The organism is Nocardia sp. NPDC052001 (assembly GCF_040680615.1).
Lineage (GTDB): Bacteria > Actinomycetota > Actinomycetes > Mycobacteriales > Mycobacteriaceae > Nocardia.
The window spans coordinates 1,214,567-1,238,473 of record NZ_JBFAXC010000001.1 but is presented as its reverse complement, the minus strand read 5'-3'; the positions used below and the strand labels follow the sequence as shown (position 1 = coordinate 1,238,473).

Here is a 23,907-nt window from a genome sequence, read left to right as displayed (position 1 = left end):
CCTATGCGCGTTCGGCATCAATGGGTGCGGGACAGCAACATTGCGGCGACCGCGGCGCTGTAGGCGTGACTCGCGGCGACGGGTTCGCGCGCCGGATAGTTCGAGCGGTGGGTGACGATGACACCGCCGGGCAGCGTGACCGTGGTGTGCAGCACCGTGGCGACGCAGTTCCCGCCCGCCTTGCCGGCGAGGTCGACCACGACCGCCCCGGACGGCAATGCGGCGAGTTCGCGAGCGCCGAGCACTACCGGCGCACGCTCTCCCCGGCGCACGGCCGCGCAGATCACCAGATCGATCCGCTCCTGTTCGAGCAGCGCGGATATCTCGGAATCGCGCAGGAATCGCGCCGCACCGTGCGCCATCGCGCTATCCCTTTGCGGTGCGCGATGTCCCACGGCGATCACCTCATCGCCATGCCGTGCCGCCGCGCCGAGTGCCGCCAGGCCCGCGTGCCCGCACCCCAGCACCAGCGTTCGCAGCGGCTGGTCGCGCGGTTCCCCGGCCAGCAGCCCGCGCCCCTCCGCATAGGCGATGACCCCGGCGATCCGGCTCATCGCGGACAGCGCGTCGGTATCGGACCCGCTATCGGCGGGCACCTGCTCGAACGCCACCGATTCCACCCCGCGCTCTCGCAACCACGCGATCCGTTCGGCCCGCACGATCGGATCCTGAAATCCGATCAGCACCTGCCCGTATCGCAACGGCATCGAATCCAGCTGATAGACAGGCGGTTTCACCCACGCGATCAAATCCGCCGACTCGAAGACCATCGCGGGATCCGCCACCAACCGTGCTCCGGCACGTTCGTAGGCGCGATCATCGAATCCCGCACCGGCTCCGGCCGCGGCCTCCACCACCACCCCCAGCCCCGCCGCACGCAGCCGCCGCACGTCATCGGGTGTCAGCGCCACGCGCCGCTCATCGGCCGCGGTCTCCCGCAGCACCCCCGCGATCACTGCCCGTCCCCGCCCCGGCGGCGATGCGCCGCCACATGCACGCGCGTCGAACAGCGGGTGGAACAGAATCGCCGCTTGCCATTCCGCGAGGTATCGATGAAGACGATCTCGCACCCCGCACGATCACACCGCCCGATCCGAGCCGGATCCTCACAGAACAGCGTCGCCAACCCGAACGCGGTGTAAGCCTTCACACGTTCATCGATCGGCGCGGTCTCCTGCGAATAGTGCATATGCGGAGCCCGCCCGTCATGGGTCGAGATATACGGCCGATGAGTGGTCTCGGCAAGCAGCCCATTGAGCAACTCGACCGTGGGCGCTGTGAACACCCCGTCGAGTTCCTTTATCCAACGCCGCAATTCGGCTTCCTGCCGCGCGTCGATCGCCCCCACCGGCCGATACCCGGCGTCAACGAGCAACCCCTCGAGATCCTCGTCCGCCCCCGCGTTCACCAGCCGAGCCGCGATCTCCGCCGCCACCCCACCGTAAGGGTTGAAATGCACTGAACCATTACATCAGGGTGGAGACATGCCCGCCACCTGCCCCACCTGCTCCTGGCCCGCCCCCACCCTCGTGTCCGCACACGGAACCGTCCGCTACCTGCGTTGCGTATGCGGACAATGGATCATCGAGGATCATGCGACGGTGATAGCCACGGCGGGCGAGAGCGCCTTCGCCGCGGCCCCCGCCGATTCAGCGCCGTCGGCGCACCCCCGCGCCCGCTCGGCGCGGCTGACCGTTCGCCGTCTATACGGACTTCGAAAGGACGGTTAGTCCTTCTTCATCATCTCGTAGATCCCCCAAGATCACGCGCTGACCTGGCGATCTTGGGGGTTCTGCCTATCCTGACCTGGCATTTCGCCATCCCAACACATCCCGTTCGTTCCGGCCGAAACCCATGGATTCCCACCGTTTCGGCCGCAAAATGGCACTCAAAATGGCACTCAAATTCCCATCGCATCCCACCGGTTCCGCCCTGTCGACCGTCCGCAGGTACGCCGTCGCTCCGACCGGCAGCCAAGGTGGCAGGCGACCTGCGACCGCTGGGTTATGAGCCAAGGGGAAACCATCCCAGATACGCTACCGCGTACCGTCGCGTCCTGTTCGTGCAGGTCAGCGGAATATCAATCGTCCATGGTGTCCGCATGGTCCCGCCCTGACCTATAGGTGCCGCCCTGTCGTGATGCCAAATTGATGCCAAATCCCGGGGTGGTGACCAGCGATTTCGCTGTCCATGGGTTGTGGGGTTCGGGAGCGCCCCTGCCGTCTTCAGCGGAAGTTGGCGGGGACGACTTCTTCGGCCTGGCTGTTCTGTGCCGAATGTGCCGACAATGACCAGCGTTAGGGATCGTCGCCGTTTGGGGCCGCCTGGCCCATATAGCGCGCAGGAATAGGGGTCGCCCCGGCCCACCCGCCGGTGTACTAGCGGCGCAGGTCATTCAGGATGTACGGCAGGCATTCTTCTTCCGTCGTGCCGCGAGCGGCAGGAACGCCTTCTCCGGCAAACTCGGCCGATGGCTTAGGGCACCACGGCTCGTAGTCGATCAGCTTATGGAACAGAGTCTGGGCGATCCGAGCACCGAACAAATCGTGGTCCGTATGGACCCGAATCCTGGCCTGACTAATGCCCAGCGCGAGCAGCAGGTACTCCGCAGCCAAGTTCGGATATCCGTGAAGGCACACAAGCGGCAAGCAATCCGAGCCCAGCTTGCTGGCTGCGCTGTCGATCACGACTGGGTTCTCGCAAACGAACACCGTAGTGTCCCGCCGAATTGACCAACGCCCTCGTAGTTCGTCGAGTGAGACTTGCGCCGGTACGGAGGTGGCAGCAGCCTTTGGTGTCCACGATTCCCCTACGATCGGCAGGTTGTAGACCAGTACAGACTGCCGCAGTTGACGAGCCGATAGTGGGGAGCGACCTGCCACCCTTTCAGTGAATCCCTTCCAGATCTGCTCAGACGGAGCGATCGAGACACCAGTCGACAACTCCCGCATCAACCTGCGTTGCAAGCTGGACCACTCGTTGTTTCGGCGCGGAATCCACTGCTCAGCAATTCTCGAAATGAGGGTTTTCGAGCCTTCATCGAGCCGCTGCGCCTCCCGCACAACGATTTTGAACCCGTTGGGAGTGAACCGGTGGTCGACCTCTCGACCTGTTGGATCGATGTGGGTCCAGTATGAGGTTCCGGTTTCGGGGTTGTAGAGAACGAGCAGCACTGGCAGCTGGTGGTCGAGCCAATACGACAGATGCTGCTTCTTGCCTCGTACCACCCACCCACCTCCGGCCGAGGATTCCTTGAAGTAGGTCGGTCCCGATTTGATCTGCAGGGCGATCAGCTGGCCGGTCGGCATCCCGTCCACGACGATCTCAACGTGCGCGTCCACTCCGAAGTCGGATTCGGACTGTTCACGAAATACCCAGCCCAGCTCGGTGATCTGACAGCCGACTGAATACACACCGAGACGCTCGACATGGTTGGAATCGGTCACAGGCATGACTCTAAACTCAACGTCCGACGATGCAGAGCGACACAAGCCGGGGTTATCGCCGAAGGGGCGCAACATCATTCACATCCATACGGGTCCGTTTGCCTTACTTCGAAGAAGAGGTCGAAGCAGCAATGCAGCACATGAGCCGCTTCGAAACCGGCCCCTAGCTGAGCTTTGGTTGTCGTAGCCGACCGCTATCCTCGGCGCATGACCAACGAGGGGGTCAATCTCGGTCAAATCCGGCAGATGTCTGTGGATCCAAAGAATCAGGGGACCTCAGACCAAATCGTGGACCGAGTACGAGAAGCAGGCCATCGCCCTGTGTCTGGCGCGGGAGCTGCTCACTGCGGCTACGGCATCGTCGAAGCAATTGACCCCATCCTCCACCGGCCAGTCACCGCGTGTCTTGGCGAGCATGGGCGGCTCGGAAAATCGGCTGGTCACCTCTGGTAGCGTGTAGCGGTGCTGTCCAGCCCCGGTACCTCAGACACCTGTAATGCTGCCATTGAGGCGTCGTGGATTGCCCGTACTGCCGATGCCGTGATCGAGCACGCGAAACAGACCGGCGCGAGCAAGCTGGTGTGCACGTCCGGTATCAGCCCCTCCGGCGACATCCACCTCGGCAACCTGCGCGAGGCCATGACTGCGCACCTGGTCGCTGAGGAGTTCCTTGCCCGCGGTCTCGACGCGATTCATCACCACTCGTGGGACGACTATGACCGGTACCGGAAGGTGCCGGCCGGTGTACCGCAGCAGTGGGCCGAGCATGTCGGCAAGCCCCTGGCTGCGGTTCCTGATCCGGCTGGGGAGTTCGAGTCGTACGCGGTGCGGCACATGACGCGGTTCACCGATGCGTTGGAACGCCTGGGTGTCCGCATGTGAGAAGTGCGGCAGTCCGCCGCGTACCCGGCCGGGACCTACAACTCGCAGGTTCGTGTGGCGCTGGATCGGCGCGGCGAGATCTTCGACATTCTGGAGACATTCCAAACCTAAGGCCGCCACGAAACTCCGGTCGAGGAGCGACGTGCCGCCTACTACCCGTACAAGCCGTATTGCGAAGTGTGCGGCAAAGATTCGACGAACGTAACCGGATGGGACGGCACCACCATCACGTACATGTGCCGGTGCGGGCACAGCGGTGGCCACAGCCTCGCTGACGGCACTCACCCTTCCGGCAAGCTGGTCTGGAAGGTCGACCGGCCGATGCGCTGGGCGTTCGAAGGCGTTCAGTTCGAGCCCGCGGGTGAAGACCACCACGCTCCGACCAGCTCGTTCGCGTCCGGCCGAGTCATCATTCGGGCGCTTTATGACGCGGAAGCCCCGTCGACGGCGGTGTATTCGTTCGTTCGGCCCGCTGGGGGCGGCGGCAAGCTGTCGAGCAGCGCGGGGGCGCGGCGACGCCCGACACGATCCTGGAGATTCTCGAACCGCCGATGGCGCGGTGGCTGTACCCTCGCCGCCTTCCCTCAAACGGATTCACCATTGACTTGTCCCCTTCTGCCATCGTCCGGCTCTACGACGAATGGGATCGCTACGGCGCGAAAGTTGCTGTGGGAGAGGCGTCTCCGGTGGAGACGCCTCTGCACGAGTTGTGCGTACGAACTCATGTTGGTGCGGTCGAGCAGTCTGCTCGACCGGTATCGTTCCGACTGTTGTCCGCCCTGGTCGATATCACTGCCGGGAACACTGCTCAGATCGCACGACTGCTCCGCGAACAACTCACCGCGGAAGGCACCGATCAAGACCTGCCCGAAACAGACGACGCGCTGCTGGCCGAGCTGGAGCCTCGCTTAGGCAACGCGATCCGCTACACCGAGTCCTTGCCCGAGGGCGAGCGGACCATCGTTCGAACGTACTTCAATGCCGATGCGTGGAGTGCGCTCGATGCCTCCACTCGTGACGGTGTCGCGCTGCTCGTGGATCGGATGGGCGAGAACTGGGCGCTGTCCGATCTCACCACCATGGTGTATGCGGTGCCGAAGTTGATGGTCGGGTTGCCTGCGGATGCCGAACCGACGCCGGAGTTGAAGAAGCAGCAGCGTGCTTTCTTCAAGGCGCTCTACCAGTTCCTCTCTGCCGTCCTGGACGATCTTCCGACCTTATTAGCGCTCGCGACCTGCACTCTGAGATGATTCTCTCCTCGGCAACGGTGAGTGAGAGGGCGTCGTGGAACCGAGCAAGGGCGAAGTGTCTGCGCTGGTCGGCTTCGGCGGCCAGTTCGAGCTGGCGGCGCGCATCGTAATAGCGAAACTCGCTACCCTGGAATGGATTCGGGTCGCCGACCTGCATGCCGGTATCGCCGACGACTTCCAGTTCAAATCTGCGGGCCGTCGCCATGCACTGCAGGTTAAATGGTCCCAGGTACCTGGGACGTTCTCCTGGAGTGATCTCACGGTCGGCAAAAAGGCGAAAGGCGACCTGCCCGCGAAGCCAGGGCTGTTCACGCAACTGGCTCTCGCATGGCGGAGACTTCGAGCGGCGTCCTCGGATCCACTCACAATCTATCTGTGCAGTAACAACATCGCTTCGGACGGTCCGGCGCCTGCTGGATCACCGCTTGATCGGGCTGGCGCACCGAAACCTCGAAGTTTGGCGCGCTTCGTGATCCACTCCTTCACCCCTGCGCGGGAGGCCATCGACACGGGATGCACACGATGGAGTGACCTCGCGGTGCTGCCGGCGGTCGCAAACTGGGCTTCGGTCTGGGAGGCACTGCGGGAGCTGGCGCCACTAACCGACGAAGAGTTCATCGGTTTCATCCAGGCACTGGAATTGAGGTTCGGTATCCAGACGACCGATCCGCTGCTCCTGCCCGACCAGGACTGTGCGGACGGCGACGTAGAGCACCTCTCGGCAACGCTGCAGAAGATCGTCCGCGACCCCGTACGTCCAGAGCAGTTGAGCAGGGAGGATCTGCTGGCCAGGCTCGGGTGGACGGACCGGCTTGCGTACCGGCACCCACACCAGTTCCCGATCCCGGAGGTCTACACCGCCAACAACGCGGCCCGGACGGCCCTGGAGCAGCGACTCAACGAACTCGACGGTGGCTACCTCGCGTTGATCGGACCCGCGGGATCGGGCAAATCAACCCTTCTGGCCAGCCTGAAACTATCCGGCCGAGTCGTTCACTATTACGCCTTCGTACCCGACTCCCCGAATCCACTGAGCAGCCGTGGGGAGGCCGAAAGCTACCTGCATGACGTTTCGCTGGCATTGGAGGCAAACGGATTGCCGCGCCGCGGGATCGGTAACGACTTGCGCAGTCGCCGGGCCGTCATGCTCGACCAACTCGATCAAGCCGGACGCCACTGGTCCGAACGGGGAGAGCGGACCATCGTGATCATCGACGGGATCGATCACGTACCCCGAGAACAGAATCCGACACGGTCCTTCATCGAGGAACTCCCGGCGCCCACCGCTCTGCCTGCTGGGGTTTTCGTCGTGCTGGGCACGCAGAGCGTCGCGATCTTGGGTGCTGAGGTGCGCGCGGTATTGCAACAGCACAACCGCACAGTAGTCCTCCCGCCGCTGTCCTCACAGGAGTCCGAGCGGGTTGTCGAACTCAGCGGAGTCGGTTCCTGGATGTACCAGGGCCAAATCCAGAAGGCAGCGGAAGCGGGCGAGGGACACCCGCTGGCGCTGACCTACCTGCTGCAGGAACTGACAGCATTGCAGGAGCGAATGGTCGACCTGCAGGCCCGCCGCGAATCCGCGTCGAGGTTGCTCGTCGAAGCCGCGGGTTACGGCCGGGACATAGAAGCCCGCTATCGCGGCTATTTTCGGGCCGTCGCGTCCGACCCGCAGGTCTGCAATCTGCTGGGTATGGTCGCGCGGCTGCGCGTGCCGGTGAATCTGGCGTGGCTGGCGACCTGGGCAGATCCATATATCGTGTCGTCGTTCGCCGAGCAGACTGCCGCATTCTTCCGGAGAGCTGGCGATGACCTGCAATTCATCCACAACAGCTTCCGGCGGTTTCTGGTCGAGGAGACCGCACGTGTCGGTGACCGGTTCGACCAGAACATCGATCAGCATTTCAATCGGCAGCTCGCCGAGATCTGCGCTCACGCGAACGACGAGTGGCGCTTGTACGGCGAAGAAGAGATCGCACACCGCTACCTAGCAAACCAGCACGACCATGTACTGGCGCTCGCGTCACCAGTGAGGCTGCTGCAGTCGCTGTTGAACCTGCGTCCGCTAGAGACGGTTCGCGACCACGCCCTGCTCGCCGTGCGTTCCGCCGCCACCGTCGATGACTCGCCGACGCTCGTCTCAGTGTTGATATTTCTCAACGAGCTATGGGGACGCGAGTACGTACTCGAAACAGCGAATCTCGCGCAGACGCTGGTGCTGTGCGACCGCCGGATTGCCCTGGAGCACGTCGTTCGCGCAAAAAGCCTGCGCGTCGAGCCTAATGACGCGATGCACCTCGCGGTCGAATTCGCCACAGCAGGCGACTTCGACGCCGCCCGGCAGATCGTCCACGCCTGCGGAGGCCTGCCAGGTCTGCTCGACAGCTCACATCGATCGGACACGGTGTTCTCAGACTGGGCCAGGGTGACCTGGTTGCTGTCCGGTACCGACGCCGTTCTGGCCGAACTCGACTACCACTTGCCACCGGCGCGCACCGTTCCATCACTTGATGCGGACACATCCGCGCGGGACGACATTCCGCCCGAGCAGGATGACCCGCAGATCGACCATGCCTTTCACCGCAATGTTGTTCACACAGTCTGCTTCGACCGCGTCATCGAAAACCGCGACGACAGCGAACTCGACCGCCTCACGGGTCTGATCGACGCCGAAGCCGGACCGTCCTGGCGCGCCCGCGCTCGATTGGCGCGCGCCCGAGCAGCATCGGACGATCAAATGCCCGCACGAGTACTGGAACTGGTCCTTGAGATTATCGCCATCAACACCGAATCCGACGCCGAAGAGGAAGAGGAAGAGGACGAAGACCTCGCCGACGGCACCTCCAATCACGCAGTCGCACTGAGTATCCGCGTTGCCAGTGCCGAACTCCTCGCCCGCCACGGCTTCACCGAGCGGACCGAAATCGACCAACTCGTTCCGCCGGGCACCACACCGGCCTGGCCCTCCGGCACCGACAGGCGCGAGGGCCTAGCACCGTTCGCTACGTGGATTACCTTCCACCGCCTCCGCCAAGTGAAACGAGACCCGGCGCTAGAGGCCCTGGCGGTATCGGAGAATTCGATGTCCAGCGATGCCTACCGGGAGCGGCTGCGACAAGCTCTCCGAACGCTCGCTGAACTCGAAGGCCAACAACTCACAGCCGAGCTCGGGCTGAATGAGCCCCCACCCGTCGCGGCACTCGCGCGAACCATCATCCGACTCCGTGAAATACCGTCGAGCCACAGCGACAGTTCGATGACGTGGGGAGGGTTGTCGAGCATCGCCCACGACCTGCATGTCCGGATCATCGATCTGGCCGTGAAGGCTGGCGGCGGTGACGGGTTAATGCGGCTTCTCGAACAATTCGACACCGCATGGACCGATCCTCACCGCAGCCGATACTGGCCACCAGAACAACGACAAACAATCATCACTGCCGCAGTGAACGCCCACCCGCTGGCTCGTCTTTGGGCACTGGAGAGGCTCGAGCAACTCGACGCTGATATTGACACCTTGCACGACGAGCCGTATGGCCGAGCGAACCGCTATCTCAGCCAGGCCCGAGCCTGGGCCGCCGCCCGGAAACCGGACGCTGCGCGCCGCTGTGTGCAACTTGGGGTGCGTGCGTCGATGAGCATCGGTGCCAGCGACCACGACCAGCAACTTATCGAATGGATCGACTGGCTGGCGGCAGCGAACGCAGCGGGACAACTGTCGCCGACCCACTTCGATACCGCCGCACGCCGATATGCTGCGCGTCTCGCGGCAGCGGCTCCCGTCGCGACAAACCAAGCATGGAGCGCCGCTGAACAGCTCACTGAGCTCGTGTTCGCACACAACCCAGCACTGGGCTGCACCATGGCCGAATGGCTTTGCAACGCAGGCGTTTTCAGCGAGACTGCCATGATCCAGTCCATCGTACTGGCCGCGTGTGGACATCCGGACATTCCCATCACCGACGCCGTCACTGTGGCCGCTCATCTGTTGTATCCGATTGCGCTCGAACCTCCTTCGCGAATCGAGAAGGCTGTACGGCTACGCGATGCGCCCGACGGATCGGCACTGACAACGTTGCGGAACGCCCAGGCGACCTGTCCGTTACCTATGCCGGAGCACCAGCCTGCGCCCACCTCACACAGCACTCGCAGCCCGTCTTCACCGCAAATCGCTTTCGCGGATAACACCCGTATCGACACGATAGCGGCGCTTCTCGCGCGACTGCGCAACGCTGCCTCGATTGCAGATGCTCCACTGGGAGGCTGGGACGAGACGGTTCAACGGCTGGCGTCGATAGGGCCGGTGCCGCAGCCGATGGCCCGAGCGCTCATCGAGAGCGCCACACGTGTGGGCCTGAGCGGGCCGGCGCTCGGCGGCCTGATCGCACTCGCGGCGCGATCAGGTGAAGTCGCGACCGCAACTGCCGCTCTTACCGATGAACTGAGCCGCACCCGAGGCTCCGGATGGCTCCGCCATGGCGATGGAGGATCCCGCCTGACCCTGCTCGGCGCTGCACTCTCCGACCGCCACCCGGAACTAGTGCGACTGGCCCGACACGATTTCGCCAACTCACTGGCTACCGGTTCGCTGGCAGGAAATCTGTCTCCCGACGATATCCGTCGCATCATTACCGTGATCGCAGGCGCGGACACGATCGCCGCGGCATGGCCCCAGATCGAGACCCATCTCGACGAGATCATCGCGACGGGGTCTGATCCGGCGGATTCCATCCCGAACCCCACTTCAGCCACCACAACCAATCCGGTTGCCGTACTCGCGCAGTGGGTGACACAACATCTCGGTCATCCGATTCGCCCTCTCGACTTCGGCGCCCGACGAGCACTACAACTGCTCCACAGCCGCCACCCAGACAGCATCCAGCAGATCCTGGCTGAGGCGATCGACAACGGCGGGTGGAGATGTGAAGCTGCCCTCCTGGTACTGATCACCACACCACCGGACGAGCGCGTAACAGAGTTGTCGGTGACGTTGATCGCGGCGTTGCGCACGACCGCAGTCGGTGCCGACGGTATCTGCCGCGAACTCGCTGCCCGAGTCGGCAACCTTTACGAAATTGTCACCCCCGACCCCGAGCCACGGACGCTGCCGGTTGGCTATGAATTGGTTCTCCCGACTTTGCCGTCGCGAACACTGCCTGAGTTGGATCGTCGCGGCGTCCCACACCTCGACCCGCATGATCCGCAGCAGCTACTCGCTCCCTTCGACGAACCGTTGAAGCTGCTAGCCGACCTGTCGTCGCTGTCGGCTTCGGCGGTGATGCACCACGCGTCGCGCCTCACGGATTCCGGCGGCGATCGATGGATCGCCCACGGCCATCAGGGACAAGCAGACCTGCTGAACAAGCGCAGACAGCTACTCGGCTACCGGCCCTGGGCCTACATGGCGGGCCGGCGTGCACTGGGTACCGTTCTGGCCGACCTAGCCGACGCCGGGCTGCTCGACAGCATCCCGTTCCCACGAACGTATCGCCTCGGGCTGGTCGACGAGCGACTAGCAGGAATCGAACCGACCCCTATTCCGGGCACGGTGCCGCCACCCTGGTGGCCCGACACAGCGCCGACATACGACTTCCGAGACTGGTGTTCGGAGACCAAGCAGGCATTGGCGCGATACACGGACGCCTACAACGACAGCACACCGTACGTACTCGCCGAATATGGCCGCTGGCGGATCCTGGACTGGAGTCTGCCCGAGGAGAACCGCTTTCTGCACGCTCATCACGGCTCCTCGGACGGCCCTCTGCTCCTACCCACACTGCATCCATGGGAAAAGAGCTACGACGGCGCTCAGCGGTACCCGTTATTACCTGATCTCGAATGGACCGACGAGGAGTTCGTCGTGCATGGATACGAGACCTTCAGCGACGCAGTACATATGACATGGCTAGCCTTACATCCGGCCGTGGGCGCGCGACTCGGGTGGGGACACGACGATCAGAAGCTCTTCACCTGGAACGGCACCGATGGACAGTGGCGGGCGAGGTCGGTCCTGCTTGTGCAGGGAGAGCTCACCCATCAGCCCCGCAGCGACGCAATCTGCACCGAAACATGGCAAGTCCAACTCAGCAACGCCGGTTACACCGACATCGTCGCGCAGTGGCCATCACTCCGGCGAGAGCTGCGCATCACAAGACGTCTGCCAGCCAACGGGCGGCAAGGACACCCCGATGAACGAGTCAGCACTTTCCGGACGATCCTGGGCGCCCCGCAGCCAAGCGACGCAACCACTTCGGAGACTTCCGATAATGGGCAGTGACCGACACCGGGACAGTGTGCCACCGGGAGGCGCCCTGGACCGATGAAGAAATCCATAGTCCACACATCGGCTTCCAGCTACGTCCACATGTGCCGGGGCAACTTGGTTCCGAAACCTGAGTTGATCCCTGAAAAGGGGTGTTCGAGCTGCAGATATCGGATGTCAAGATCGAGGAGTCCGGACCGCCGGGTCGAGCTTGAGTTCAACTCTCTCGCATGAGATTCCGCTCGGTCACAACGACATCCACGATGGTGGCGTACAACGCGTTGTCCCCGATCACCCTGCCCATGCCGACTACATCTCCATCACAAAGCGCGACAACGTCGAAGGGACTGCCCGAGCGGCGGTCTCGACACGTGCCGGTGCGGTTTTGAGCGCAAACACGCTTGTCGTCGCCGGAACAGCGCTTGCCCATTCACTGAAAGGCGCTAAGCCGCTGAGCATTTGGGCATTCGGGCCAGCGTTGTGTGCGCTCGTCCTAGTCGGGAGCTCCGTCGTCTTCGCAACCCAGGCCCTGGTGATGCTGAGCAGTTCCGAACGGCGCTTCAGTCCACCGCGCACCGCTGCTTCGACCCTCTACAGCCTGTCCAGCATCAGCCGGGAGTGGCCAACCTTCGAACAGTTCCGAGCGACAGTGGTTGACCAATCGCCCCCGAGCAGCAGCTCCGCGGAGCCTTGGACGAGCTCTGGCGCCACTCCCACCTGCACCTATTTCGCTACCGGAAGCTCCGAACGGCCACTCGGCTTCTGTTGCTGGCTATCGGCATGCTCCTCGCCACGGTCAGAACCGATACCCACAAACCAGACTCGCCTGGCCGAGATACGCCAGCACTTCAAGCATGCCGAGCACACCTCATACAAGGTTATGCTCGAAGGCCCCGCCGAGGTCGCCCAAGCGGCACAACGATTGATCGATGCTCTCGCCACGGTCATCAACGAAGTACGAGAATACGCACAGACCTCCACCGGTCAGACTCGCTCCGCCGCAGGAGCCGAAACAGCTGGCTGGGCATACTTGGATCAACAGAAGGAGTTTCTCGGCACCGCGCGCGCCGCGCTCGACGAGATCATCAATCTGGCCTAACCGGTTGATCGCACCTCGATCACACAACTTCAGTATCATCCAGCACCCCAAACGATTTGCTGAAACTGGCATGGCGACAGCCGTCGTCTGGCCTACAACAGCGGGACCGCTTGCGCTGCATCGTAGAACTCTCTCTTCCACACTCCCGGATTGGTGGGTCGTGCCTGCTGTACCGCATTTTCAGCCGAGATCCACATCCCCTGCAGATAGAAGGACGCCTCAAGGTCCGGATGTTCCAGAAGCCTGCTACGGAAGTAGTCGATGACGTCTTCGCCGTGCTGCAGGTTATGGAAAGCGACAGCCATATCGCACTCCTCGCTGGAAATGACGCCGAGATCGAGAAGGCGGTAACGGAATTCGAGATAATCACGGAGTTCCTCGAACGAAGACATCGTTGTCAGGATGATGATCCATGCGTGCAAGTCGGCCACGGCGATCCGCTTGTCCACGACCGCAGTAGGAAGCAACTGCAGCATTTCGGGGTATGACAGTGAACCGCTGTAGTTATGCAGCACGACTCCCAGTGCGACAGTATCGACACCGCCGCGATGTACGCCGCCAGCAAAATCCACCAGCGGGGTGCCCTTCTCCAAGGCAGCAAGCCGTTTACGAAGCTGGTCAACGATTTTCGAAATCTGCTGCGCGAATGCTCTGTCGACGCTTCTCGTGTTTTCGGGCACCTCCATTGCTTTGACCTCGCCTATGATCTGGACACCGTGATTGATGAGCGCACAGTCGATGTCGGGTGTGTTCTCGCCCGGGATTGCAATTGTCATTGGACGTGGAGGCTGTGGACCGACCAAGTGGTGGAACGACTGCCGTAGGCATTCTTGGCTGACGCGTTCGTACAACTCACCCTTGTCGAGTCGATGCGATCCCTTATTGCGGTGATTTAGGAGCTTGTCGTCGACTGCTTTGAGTAGCGCGCGCTCCATGCCGAGCCTGATCGTTCCGAGAGCAATGGGTGCGACACCATCTGCAAAGGCTATCCAAGGCCGGGTTTCGAGTTCTGGCGACAAGGCCATGTCAACGAAACGCTTCTTCGCGAACTCACCGGACCTTCTTGCCAGATTGTCGGCAATGAAGTCAGATGCCGAGTCCGTCCAGGGGGTGATCTGCAAATCGCTGCCATCGGGCAGTGCCCCGTACTGTAGTGCGATCTCCATGGATCGGTCGATTGTGGCTGCGGTGAATTCAGGCAACACTGCACGGTAGTGATCATCGGCCTCGATCTGTCGCCCGATCTCCGTGCAGATCATCCGGGATACCCAGTTGTATCGGATGACCTGCGAACTCGTTCGGGACAGAAACTCTCGTCCTGGTGCACTCTGGACGGCCGCAGACATGCCTTCTGTGAGTGCACGGTAATCGTCAGCAATGTTCGCGGCCGCCCACCAACGGCCGGCATGAACGAAGTACCGCTCCAGCACAGCGGGATCGTGGCTGTCGCCCGAAGCACCCACGGCCAGCACCCACAAAAATCGGTTCAGCAGAGTGTGATGCGCCAGTCGGATCCGGGCTTCGCTGTTCGCCCACCACCAGGCCGCGACCGCCGCCTCCGGTGACAAGACAGTCAGCAAGCGCTCACACAAATTGGCCGAGCGGTCGGCCACAGCCAGGAACGGCTGTGGGTCAGGGCTTTTGACCGGGGCGGGAACCACTCCCTCTTGCCAACTGTGGATCCAGCGAGACAACTGCTCGGTATGCCCGCGGGCGATCTGCCGTTCTCGTTGCGGCAAGAACGCGGCATCGTCTAAACCTGTGTGCACCTGGATCCTCTCCCGGCAGGCTCATCCGAATCGAAGCCCGCTATCGACCGACCTCATCAGAGATCGACAGTATCGATGAATATTGGTGTGCACCACCGGGTTTCCCAGGTCAGTGGCTGTCGTGAGCGACATGCCCTTGACTTGCGAACACATCGGGACCCGCCACCTCGCGGTGATTGCAAGCCAAACCGGCTCCCTTGCTGGGAGTTTCAGCGCGAAGTCGATTGCCTCTGTTCATCGCCCCTGGAAACACGCGCCGAGATCTCAACTGCCATCGAAGCTTGCACTGCGGAGGTCGTCGGTCATGACAGCTGCTCTCGCGGCTTGACTCTCATCGCGGACGGCCAGGACGACATATGCCCTTTGATCGTCGACGTTCGCGCAAATCAGTGCAGCGCCATCAGTTGAGATCATGGCAAATTTCGTGATCGGTCTCGTGAGACCGCGCCGATGATGCGCGGGGCCTAGCAGCTGCGCATAATCGGGTGTGCCATCGAAGGTCGCACACTGCCACACGCGTTGTTCAGGTATCGCGAGATAGGCGGTGGTCGGCATGGCGTCTCCGAAATATTCAGCGACCATCCGGGCGCAAGCGGCGACAAAGCGCCCATCGAGATCCCCTGCATCTCCAGCGAATTCGAGAGTCTCGGTGGGCGTCGATTCGCGCGCGAGTGCCCACGCTTCTCGAGCGTGGACACCCGCCACGGTAGCAGCGGTTCCGTTAATGCTGATTCCAGCGTCGCGCAGCACTCGACGTGCTGTCATGACTTGGTAGGCAGGCCCAGCCACAGCGCTGATTTCATCCTCGTCACCGTAGGCGCGCTCTACGATCGGTTCTGGCAGTTCGTTCTCAGGCATCCAGTTGACCAATGCTTCGATGGCGGTCAAGCGGACTGTGCTGCTGGTGTCGTGGAGTACTCGTTCACATAATGCCTGCCATACCGAACCGTCCTCTGGCCATCGTTCGACCACCAGTCGAGCCAATTCGTCCCGTAGGTCGTCGTCACTGTCGTTAGCCAGCGAAGCCAGCAGGCACGGGAGTGTCGCGCTATCGTGCTGCCAATTCTCGGCGAGAACGTCGAACGCTGTGAAGCGGACATGCGCGCTCGAATCGAGGCTGTACCGATGCATCAACTCGATCATGTCGGGAGGATGCAGGTGCGAACCGGCGAGGGCTCTTACGGCCATCGCACGGATCTCCGCAACAGGATGCTCAGTGGCGTGGCGAAGCAGACCCTCTTGAGTGTCGGGCCGTTCGTCGAATTCCGAGATCAGTTGTTGCAGTGCAAGACTGGCCACCATCGGATCTCCGCCATCGGTCAGTGAGTTCAGCACCTGATGGTCGTGGCATTGATCGAGATAGAGCCGAGCAGCCAGTTGCCAGCTGGTCGCGCGGTCGTCCGGAAAGACTTCCTCGCTGACGCGGGAAGGACCGGCACCGGGCGACCAGTATTCGTACCAGCGGTGATACCGGGGGCGATCCATCCACGTGGTGTTGCGTGCGAGGGTGTCGAGAAACGAAGGCGTGTCCAGCATTCCCCATGATTCTGCGCGGTCTGCTTCGCGCAGCAGTCGAATGACACCATCGGTCAGGGCTGCGCGATGCGGTTCGAGCGAGGAGTTGTGGGACTGGCTCGGCAGGTGCGCGAGGATGGTCAGGGCTTGAAGGGTGTGGGGAGTAGGGATGAATTCTTCCCAGAAGTAGTCATCGGGGTTGTCGCTTTGGGAGCACTGATAGGTGAGTGCCTCCTTTCCGTGATTGATCAGGTCCGCGGCCAACAGGGCAGCCAGTGCGGTGGGGACCATGGTCGCCAGCAGCGACAGCGTCTCGCTCCAGGCCGGGTCATCGGCGGTGTCGTGGAACAGGCTGATGACCTGCTGGTCGGTCAGCTCGTTGTCGATCCAGCGGTGATGCAGGTCGACCGCAGTGAGGTAGTCGAGGAATGCTCGGTGGATGAACCCGTAGATCTCGCCCCCGAGGTGCGCAAGCAGGGAGCTACGCACGCGGAAGCGCGTCAGCATTGCGCGTGCCAGCAGGACTGCGCGGTCCGCTGGCAGTTGCAGTGCGGCCCGCAGGTAAGTGCAGAACGCGTCGACCAACGTTTGTGCAGTGCAGTGGTTACCTGAGTCGCGGTCGCCGCGGCGGTGCATTTGGCGCGCGGCTAGTTGTAGTAGCTGCAGCTTGTCATTGAAGGTCAGGCCAGAGCTATGTTCGATGTCGGAGTCTGGCAGCAGCTTGCTGGTATCCCACTGGTCGACCAGGACCGTCACTGCGTGCTGGAGAACCGATGCGCGGTCGTGCGGCAGTTCTTGATGACGAGACACCGACGCCAGGATGGTCAGAAGCATCGGATTTGCAGCAAGTTCGGCCGTTGTCGGTGATCGATCGATGGCCCGCAGCAGCCGCTGAGCCATCGCGGTGGCAGCCACAATATCCTGTGGGAATACCGACGCCGCCCATGTCCTGGCGAACTTTTCGATCTGGTCGTGTGTGAGGTCCTGGACGGTGAAGTGGTCGAACCCCGCGTCGGCCAAGTGTTTTTGCCGGTACCCAAGAATTCTCGAGGTGACGATGATGCGTGTGCTTGGGTATCGGTGCGCGAAGCCTTCGATCTGTCGGGTCGCCCAGTGCCGTGTCTCGGTGTCAAAGATTTCGTCGAGACCATCGAAGACGACAACCGCACGACCATCGGTGAGCAGATACTGCTCCAGGTCTGCTTTGACGAACCCGAATCCTTCACTCCGGTACTGGCAGTCGAGATAGTCCAGGACAGACTCGTATCGCGATATAACTGAGGCCAGAGCGCGCAGCTCGATCCATATCGGCAACCAGCCGACCAAGTCTCCCAGCGTCGCGGGCGGACGCGCCCAGCGGCGGGCCCTCGCCTCGACTTCACCGTCGTCGACGTCCAGATCATCGATGACGGCATCCTCAGGTAACAGCCAGCGGACGGCGTAGCGATGGCCAAGAATGCGCTCGATCACGGTCTCCAGGGCGTGAGTGTGGCTCGATTGGGCCAGCCTCATAGCAAGCGCGGCGCGTTGGTGGCTGAGCTCAAGCACGTCCCCAGACACGGCATCGGGTTGTCCTGCGGCCATCAGCGCGTGCGTCCCTGGGGCGTATATGGCCACCGCCGACCGGATACGGGGCCACGCCTCGACTATTCGATCCAGTTCGCACTCGCCAGACAACGCCGGACGCCGAGTTGCGGTGGCGGCTTCAGGGCGTCCATCCGAAGATTGGTGAGTCTTGGATCTACCTTTGGAGGCCGCTGGCAGGTCGGCGGCCGGGATGACGGAGTATTGGGCGATCGGTGGTGGCAGAACAACTGTCTCGGGTCCTTGTGCCATGTCCGGGGCAGATGCGGGTGGGTTGCCGAATCGGGACGCGATCGCGAGCAGTATGTAGCGTGCGAGAGCCGACTTCCCAGCGCCAGGACTCCCGAGTATGACAACTCGCCGACGCGCGGCCAGCAGCTCGATGCCGTTACGTGGTCTGCGCTCGTGATGGCTGCGTTGAGCGGCACGAAGATGATGTCTATCGACGAAGCTAGGCGCATCCTCGGGCGGCATTTGGCCGGTCTCGACTAATGCACGACGCAACGCCAGAGGAAGCTCCAGCTGTGGACCGGTCAAGCAAAGCGAAGGCGAAACGAACACCGATTCCATCCGCATTCTCGGATGGTCGCCACGCTCTGCGGCCGGGGCCAGGACTTCCAGATCCACGCTCGACAGCCGAAACTGCAACCGGGAGACGTAGTCTCGACACATCACCAAAAACGGTTCGGGCCCAACAGAAGTCCTTGAATCAGCGGTCAGCGTGATGGCGGCGCGCGACGAATCAGGTGGTCCGATCCGCTCACCGTAGGCCAGGTGCCACTCTCTTCTCCAGCGCCGGAGCTCAGCATCGGTGAGCTGCCCACCGGCGGCTTCACGACAAGCGTGGAGAAATGCTTCGACGAAGGGCCAGCGTGGACGGGCCGTTGACTTCAGGTTGTCACTGAGGGTCGATACCGGTAGCACGTCTTTCCGCTGCCGCGCCGCCCTGGAGATCTCGCGCAACGACGGGCCACCGCAATCAATTCGGAAGCCACGAAGGTGGTTGACGAACTCTGCCATCGAATCCGACACCGAGTCAGTGTAATTCGAAGGCACGACAGTCGAGCCCTGATCATTCCGGCGCCGTCCGGGAGTGTCCGAACAACGTACCGGACACCCACTCCGGTCCCTCAGGATGGCATCCATGTCACATCCACTGCTTTCTCGCTCACTCGATTCCGTGACGCAGCTTCCCGGCCGGTCAGTGGCCGCCATCGCAGTAGCGGGCTGCACCCTCGGACCGAACCTTGGGGTGATCACTTGGCCGGTCGCATTGCTTGTGATGGTGGTCTTGGTCGGTGTCGTGCTTCCCGCGATCTGGTCACGCAAGCCGGCGCGGCGGCATGCTGCTCTGACCGTCATCCAGACCTTTGCCAGGTCGTCGTATGAGAACCGCTGAGGACCGGCGTGGAATGCAGCTTTGGCGAATTCGGTCAGCGGCCGGGCGGCAGGTTTCAGCGTTGACTGCGATCTTGTGGGGCGGCAGCGAGGGATAGCAGGAAACCGGGTCGCGAGCTTGTTCGGGGTGCAGGGGCGACACCTCAGACTGTGTTCAAAGCAGCCCGCGGCGACCGGTGAGCAAGACGATGAACAGCGGCACCTTAAGGTCTCGGGGCCAGTCGATCTCGCTCATGTCGGCGTCGGAGGTTAACAGCAGCATCGAATCGACCTGCCGGGTCTCGGCGTATCGCACCAGCTGTTCCTGTACGGCCTCAAAGGACCACAAGCCTGCGGCCTTGACCTCCACGCCGACCCGGTGCCCGTCGTCGTGATGGATGAGAAAATCGATCCGGCTTCCTCTAGCTGCCGAGGTCCCATCCGACAGCTACAACTCGTGTTCGATGGTGACGTCATTGTCGACACCTGCCTCGATCCACTTCTGGCGGATGAGCTCAGCGCGAGCGCTCCGAAAAGACCTTTCCCTGCGAGCCCACTCAAAACCAGCCTGTCAGACGGTCGTATGAGCAGACCTCATGAGTTGCCACTACCTCGTCGACAACTCTGCCCGTCCCGGAACCACCGAATCCGTTCGAATGAACACAAAATGGCACTTTGGGGCCCACGTCAGCAGTCCACAGACCGCTGACCAGCAGAAACAGTCATTCCTTCGTCATCCACCCACCGATGAGGAAGGACTCGACCCCAGCGGACCGCTTTCGGACCGGCTGAAAGTGGCACTCAAAGTGGCACTTCAGAGGCACAAAACGCCCACCGAGCGGGCGAAATGCCTGGTCCTAGCGCATCACTTTTTCATCATTTCGTAGACGCGCTTGCACTCCTCGCAGACCGGGGAGCCCGGCTTGGCGGAGCGGGTGACCGGGAACACCTCGCCACACAGGGCCTGCACGAAGGTGCCCATGACGGCGCTTTCGGCGATTTTGTTCTTCTTCACGTAGTGGAAGACCTTGGGGGTGTCGTTGTCGGTCGACTCGTCGGTGGTCGTTTCCGGACGTACCAGGGTGTCTGTGCTCACCCGTCCATGATGCCAGGTCACCGGCGGGCGGCAACCGGCATGTGCATTCGACAGGCGGGAGTGCAAGACTCGAGGTATGCAGCGTGATGGCGAATCAGGGGCCGAGGTCTCCGGCGGCGATGATCGCCCGGAGGTCGAATTCCTTCCCGCCGGTTCGATTCCCATGCCGGAGCGCAAACCGGCGGGGTTCTTCCGGGGCGAGAAGGACCATCCGACGCTGATCACCGAGGCGGCGACGTCACTCGAGCAGCAGCATCGCGATCGGGTGCGGCGCTATGTGATGATCATGGCTTTCCGGATTCCGTGCCTGGTGGGCGCGGCGATCGCGTACGGCATCTGGCACAACTGGGTGATCTCGCTGCTGATCATCGGGGTGTCGATTCCGCTGCCGTGGATCGCGGTGCTTGGCGCGAACGACCGCCCGCCCCGCAGCAAGGACGAACCCAGCCGCTGGGACGGACGGCGTAATCAGAAGGCGCTCGATTCACGCCCGCACAATGCCATCGACAGCTGAGACATCCTCGGGCTTCCTGCGGCGAATGCTCGCGGACATGAGCGCGGCCAGCCCGCACAATCCGCCCGCGATGAACCAGGCCATGGTGTAGCTGCCCTGCACATCGCGGATCACGCCCGCGCCGAAGGCCGCGATGGCCGCGCCGATCTGATGTGAGGCGAAAACCCAGCCGAAAGCGACCGGGCCGTCGTCGCCGAAATGCTGACGGCACAGCGCGACCGTCGGCGGCACGGTGGCGATCCAGTCCAGGCCGTAGAAGATGATGAACGCCCACATGCTCGGCTGCACATCCGGCCCGAACAGCAGCGGCAGCACCAGCAGCGACAGTCCGCGCAGCGAGTAGTAGCCGACCAGCAGATACCGCGAATCCACGCGATCGGTGAACCAGCCCGAGGCGATGGTTCCGGCCACATCGAAAACACCGACCAGCGCGAGCAATCCGGCCGCGGTGGTGGCGGGCATGCCGTGATCATGGGCGGCACTCACGAAATGGGTGCCGATGAGACCGTTGGTGGACGCGCCGCAGATCGCGAAACCACCTGCCAGCAGCCAGAATACGGGCTTGCGGGCCACCGAGAAGAGCACCGTGAGCGCCCGCCCCGCCCCACCCGGAGCCTGGGTACGCACGCCGACCATGCTGCCGGGTTCGGCCCCGTACGCGGTGCGGCCGATATCGCTGGGATAGTCGCGAATGAACAGCAGCACCAGCGGCACCACCACCAGCGCGGTCCCCGCCACCACGAGAGACGGTGTGCGCCAACCGTAATCGCCCGCGAGCCGTGCGATCAGCGGCAGGAACACCAGCTGCCCGGCCGCGCCCGCCGCCGTCAGCACGCCTGTCACCAGCCCGCGCTGCCGCACGAACCAGCGCCCGGTGATGGTGGCCACGAACGGCATAGACATGGACCCCACACCGACGCCGACCAGCAGCCCCCAGGTGGCCATCAGCTGCCAGGGCTGGGTCATGAATACGGTGAGCCCCGCCCCGGTGGCGATGAGCAGCAGCGCACCCGCCACCACCCGCCGAATCCCGAAGCGATCCATCAGCGCCGCCGCGAAGGGTGAAATCAGGCCGTACAGCAGCACATTCACCGAGACGGCCGCCCCGATGGTGCCGTGCGACCAGCCGAATTCCTCATGTAGCGGTTCCATGAGCACGCCGGGCACCGACCGGAAGGCAGCCGCGCCCACCAGCGCGACGAAGCCGACCGCCGCGACGATCCAGGCCGGATGCAGGCGGCCGGAGCGCAGGGGTGCGGAGCTTCGGGGTGATTCGACATCGGAATCGGAGCGCAGTTCGGTCACCGCTCGAGCGTGACGGATTCCGGGCTGGCGAACGAGTGGCCTGAATGACACAATGCGTCAATATCCGGCCATTGTTGAGGGAGAGGAGGCCGGTGATGGGCACACCGCATCTGGTGGCCGTACTGGCGCTGGAACCGCTGATCGGATTCGATATGACGATTCCGCCGCTGGTGCTCGGCGAGGCCAAGGACGAATCGGGCCGCCCGCTCTACGACGTGCAGATCTGCGGATTGCAAGCGGGACAGCCGATTTCCAGCACCAACGGCTTCCTGGTGATCCCGAAGTTCGGCCCGGAACTGCTCGCCCGCGCCGATACGGTGATCGTGCCCGGCACCAGAGTCGCGGAACCGCGCACCCAGGGCATGCTGCCGCCGGAACTGGCCGAGGCGCTGCGCGCGATTCGCCCGGACGCCCGCATCGTCTCCATCTGCACCGGCGCTTTCGTCCTGGCCGCGGCGGGCCTGCTGGACGGCAGGCGCGCGACCACGCACTGGAATTTCGCCGATATGTTCCGCTCGCTGTATCCGGCGGTCCGGCTCGATGAGAACCTGCTCTTCGTACAGGACGAAAACATCTGGTCCTCAGCGGGTTTGGCCGCGGGCATCGATCTGTGCCTGCATCTGATCCGCACCGATCACGGCAGCGCGGTGGCCAATAACGCCGCCCGCTACTGCGTGGTCCCGCCGTGGCGCGAGGGCGGGCAATCACAGTTCATCGAACAGCACGTCCCCGAACCGGGAAATGACGGCACCGCGCCGACCCGGCTGTGGGCGCTGCATCACTTGCATCGAGAACTGGACCTGAACACCCTGGCCGCGCACGCGTGCATGAGCGTGCGCACCTTCACCCGCCGATTCAAGGCCGAAACCGGAATGGCCCCCGGCGCATGGGTATTGCAGCAGCGCCTGCGCCACGCCCGCCAACTGCTGGAGACCACCGATCTGGCGATCGACGAGGTGGCCCGATCCGCGGGTATGGGCACCGCGGCCTCCCTGCGGCATCACATGCGCGCCGAACTCGGGGTGCCACCGCTGACCTACCGCAAGACGTTCCGCAAAGACTGGCAGCGCGAGAGTTTGGAGACGGTATGACGATTCGATGGGTCTGGGCGTTCATCGACACTCCCGCGGCACGATTCGACGAGAGCGCGGAGTTCTGGCGCACCATCACCGGCAGCACGCTCTCGGCCAAACGCGGCGAGAACTCCGAATTCCGCACGCTGCTACCGGATTCCGGCGCACCCTCGGTGAAGATGCAGGCCGTGCCCGAAGGCCCGCGCATCCATCTGGATCTGGACGTCGAGGATGTCCGGGCGGAGGCGGTGCGAGCGGAAAAGCTCGGGGCCACAACGGTTCTCGAACATCCGGACTACACCGTGCTGAAGTCGCCGCACGGAATGATCTTCTGCCTGACTCCGGCGGGCAACGAGGGTGACATCTCACCCGTGGTCACCGGTCCGGAGGGTGATCGCAGCCGACTGGATCAGGTCTGCCTGGATATCGGCCGCGCCGATCACGCCGAGGAGGTCCGCTTCTGGACCGAGCTCACCGGCTGGCGCTGGACGCCCGGCACACTGCCCGAATACTCCAGGCTCACAACGGATTTCACGCTTCCGGTGAAACTGCTGCTGCAACGCCTGGACGAAGACCGCCCGACCGGCGCGCATCTGGATCTGGCCTGCGACGATATCGGCAAGACCGCGACCTGGCATGAAGAACTCGGCGCGCGGCGCGTGCGGTGGGGCCGGGAATGGCTGGTAATGACCGATCCGGCCGGTCAGCACTACTGCCTGACCGGCCGGGATCCGGACTAAC

Annotated in this window: 15 protein-coding genes and 1 pseudogene; 8 read left to right on the top strand and 8 right to left on the bottom strand. The window is 63.0% G+C overall.

The window, feature by feature from the left end; translation table 11 throughout:
• Nucleotides 1-17: 17 nt before the first annotated feature.
• The 3 genes from AB0L82_RS05790 to AB0L82_RS05780 form a co-directional block, all read right to left on the bottom strand.
• Complete coding sequence (locus AB0L82_RS05790; protein ID WP_364631579.1) at nt 18-956, bottom strand: hypothetical protein; 939 nt, start codon at nt 954-956, stop codon at nt 18-20.
• The gene (locus AB0L82_RS05785; protein WP_364631576.1) at nt 953-1,459 is read right to left on the bottom strand and encodes a CGNR zinc finger domain-containing protein; all 507 of its coding nucleotides are present in this window, start codon (nt 1,457-1,459) and stop codon (nt 953-955) included. The genes AB0L82_RS05790 and AB0L82_RS05785 overlap by 4 nt, the downstream gene beginning before the upstream one ends.
• A gap of 919 nt (nt 1,460-2,378) precedes the next feature.
• Nucleotides 2,379-3,446: a DUF4365 domain-containing protein gene (locus AB0L82_RS05780; RefSeq protein ID WP_364631573.1), complete on the bottom strand. Its 1,068-nt coding sequence runs from the start codon at nt 3,444-3,446 to the stop codon at nt 2,379-2,381.
• 462 nt (nt 3,447-3,908) lie between these two features.
• Between AB0L82_RS05780 and lysS the strand changes: the two are divergent.
• The 4 genes and pseudogenes from lysS to AB0L82_RS05760 all read left to right on the top strand — a co-directional run.
• Nucleotides 3,909-4,826: pseudogene (gene lysS, locus AB0L82_RS05775) on the top strand (lysine--tRNA ligase); the annotation flags it as partial.
• Nucleotides 4,827-5,098: 272 nt separating this feature from the next.
• A complete protein-coding gene (locus AB0L82_RS05770; protein ID WP_364632854.1) occupies nt 5,099-5,578 on the top strand; it encodes a hypothetical protein in 480 nt (159 codons plus the stop codon).
• 34 nt (nt 5,579-5,612) lie between these two features.
• Entirely contained in the window at nt 5,613-11,849 is a 6,237-nt protein-coding gene (locus AB0L82_RS05765) for a hypothetical protein (RefSeq protein WP_364631570.1), read from the top strand.
• A 196-nt stretch (nt 11,850-12,045) separates the two neighbouring features.
• Complete coding sequence (locus AB0L82_RS05760; protein ID WP_364631567.1) at nt 12,046-12,933, top strand: hypothetical protein; 888 nt, start codon at nt 12,046-12,048, stop codon at nt 12,931-12,933.
• Nucleotides 12,934-13,025: 92 nt separating this feature from the next.
• Here AB0L82_RS05760 and AB0L82_RS05755 read toward each other — a convergent pair whose 3' ends face one another.
• Both AB0L82_RS05755 and AB0L82_RS05750 read right to left on the bottom strand, forming a co-directional pair.
• Entirely contained in the window at nt 13,026-14,702 is a 1,677-nt protein-coding gene (locus tag AB0L82_RS05755; protein WP_364631565.1) for a hypothetical protein, read from the bottom strand.
• A 264-nt stretch (nt 14,703-14,966) separates the two neighbouring features.
• Entirely contained in the window at nt 14,967-18,833 is a 3,867-nt protein-coding gene (locus tag AB0L82_RS05750; RefSeq protein WP_364631562.1) for a HEAT repeat domain-containing protein, read from the bottom strand.
• A gap of 148 nt (nt 18,834-18,981) precedes the next feature.
• Here AB0L82_RS05750 and AB0L82_RS05745 point away from each other — a divergent pair, with 148 nt between their 5' ends.
• Complete coding sequence (locus AB0L82_RS05745) at nt 18,982-19,200, top strand: hypothetical protein (RefSeq protein WP_364631559.1); 219 nt, start codon at nt 18,982-18,984, stop codon at nt 19,198-19,200.
• A gap of 153 nt (nt 19,201-19,353) precedes the next feature.
• Here AB0L82_RS05745 and AB0L82_RS05740 read toward each other — a convergent pair whose 3' ends face one another.
• Together AB0L82_RS05740 and AB0L82_RS05735 are read right to left on the bottom strand one after the other, a co-directional pair.
• Nucleotides 19,354-19,548, bottom strand: coding sequence for a hypothetical protein (locus tag AB0L82_RS05740; protein WP_364631556.1), 195 nt, complete (start codon nt 19,546-19,548; stop codon nt 19,354-19,356).
• Nucleotides 19,549-20,043: 495 nt separating this feature from the next.
• Nucleotides 20,044-20,274 carry a DUF3039 domain-containing protein gene (locus AB0L82_RS05735; RefSeq protein WP_364631553.1) on the bottom strand — a complete coding sequence of 77 codons (231 nt, stop codon included), beginning with the start codon at nt 20,272-20,274 and terminating at the stop codon, nt 20,044-20,046.
• Between the two features lie 163 nt (nt 20,275-20,437).
• Between AB0L82_RS05735 and AB0L82_RS05730 the strand changes: the two genes are divergently transcribed.
• On the top strand, nt 20,438-20,788 hold the full coding sequence (locus AB0L82_RS05730) for a DUF3099 domain-containing protein (RefSeq protein WP_364632806.1): 351 nt from the start codon (nt 20,438-20,440) through the stop codon (nt 20,786-20,788).
• Here the strand turns inward: AB0L82_RS05730 and AB0L82_RS05725 are convergent.
• Nucleotides 20,759-22,084, bottom strand: coding sequence for an MFS transporter (locus tag AB0L82_RS05725; protein ID WP_364632804.1), 1,326 nt, complete (start codon nt 22,082-22,084; stop codon nt 20,759-20,761). The two genes, AB0L82_RS05730 and AB0L82_RS05725, sit on opposite strands and share 30 nt — an antisense overlap.
• 104 nt (nt 22,085-22,188) lie before the next feature.
• Here AB0L82_RS05725 and AB0L82_RS05720 point away from each other — a divergent pair, with 104 nt between their 5' ends.
• Together AB0L82_RS05720 and AB0L82_RS05715 are read left to right on the top strand one after the other, a co-directional pair.
• Nucleotides 22,189-23,184 (top strand): helix-turn-helix domain-containing protein, encoded by a 996-nt coding sequence (locus AB0L82_RS05720; RefSeq protein ID WP_364631550.1) that lies wholly within the window; start codon nt 22,189-22,191, stop codon nt 23,182-23,184.
• The gene (locus tag AB0L82_RS05715) at nt 23,181-23,906 is read left to right on the top strand and encodes a VOC family protein (RefSeq protein ID WP_364631547.1); all 726 of its coding nucleotides are present in this window, start codon (nt 23,181-23,183) and stop codon (nt 23,904-23,906) included. The genes AB0L82_RS05720 and AB0L82_RS05715 overlap by 4 nt, the downstream gene beginning before the upstream one ends.
• Nucleotide 23,907 lies beyond the last annotated feature (1 nt).

What these genes read in the sequence shown, in the direction of transcription:
- AB0L82_RS05730 (WP_364632806.1), top strand. Translation starts at nt 20,438, where the DNA reads ATGCCGGAGCGCAAACCGGCGGGGTTCTTCCGGGGCGAGAAGGACCAT.
- AB0L82_RS05720 (WP_364631550.1), top strand. Translation starts at nt 22,189, where the DNA reads ATGGGCACACCGCATCTGGTGGCCGTACTGGCGCTGGAACCGCTGATC.
- AB0L82_RS05715 (WP_364631547.1), top strand. Translation starts at nt 23,181, where the DNA reads ATGACGATTCGATGGGTCTGGGCGTTCATCGACACTCCCGCGGCACGA.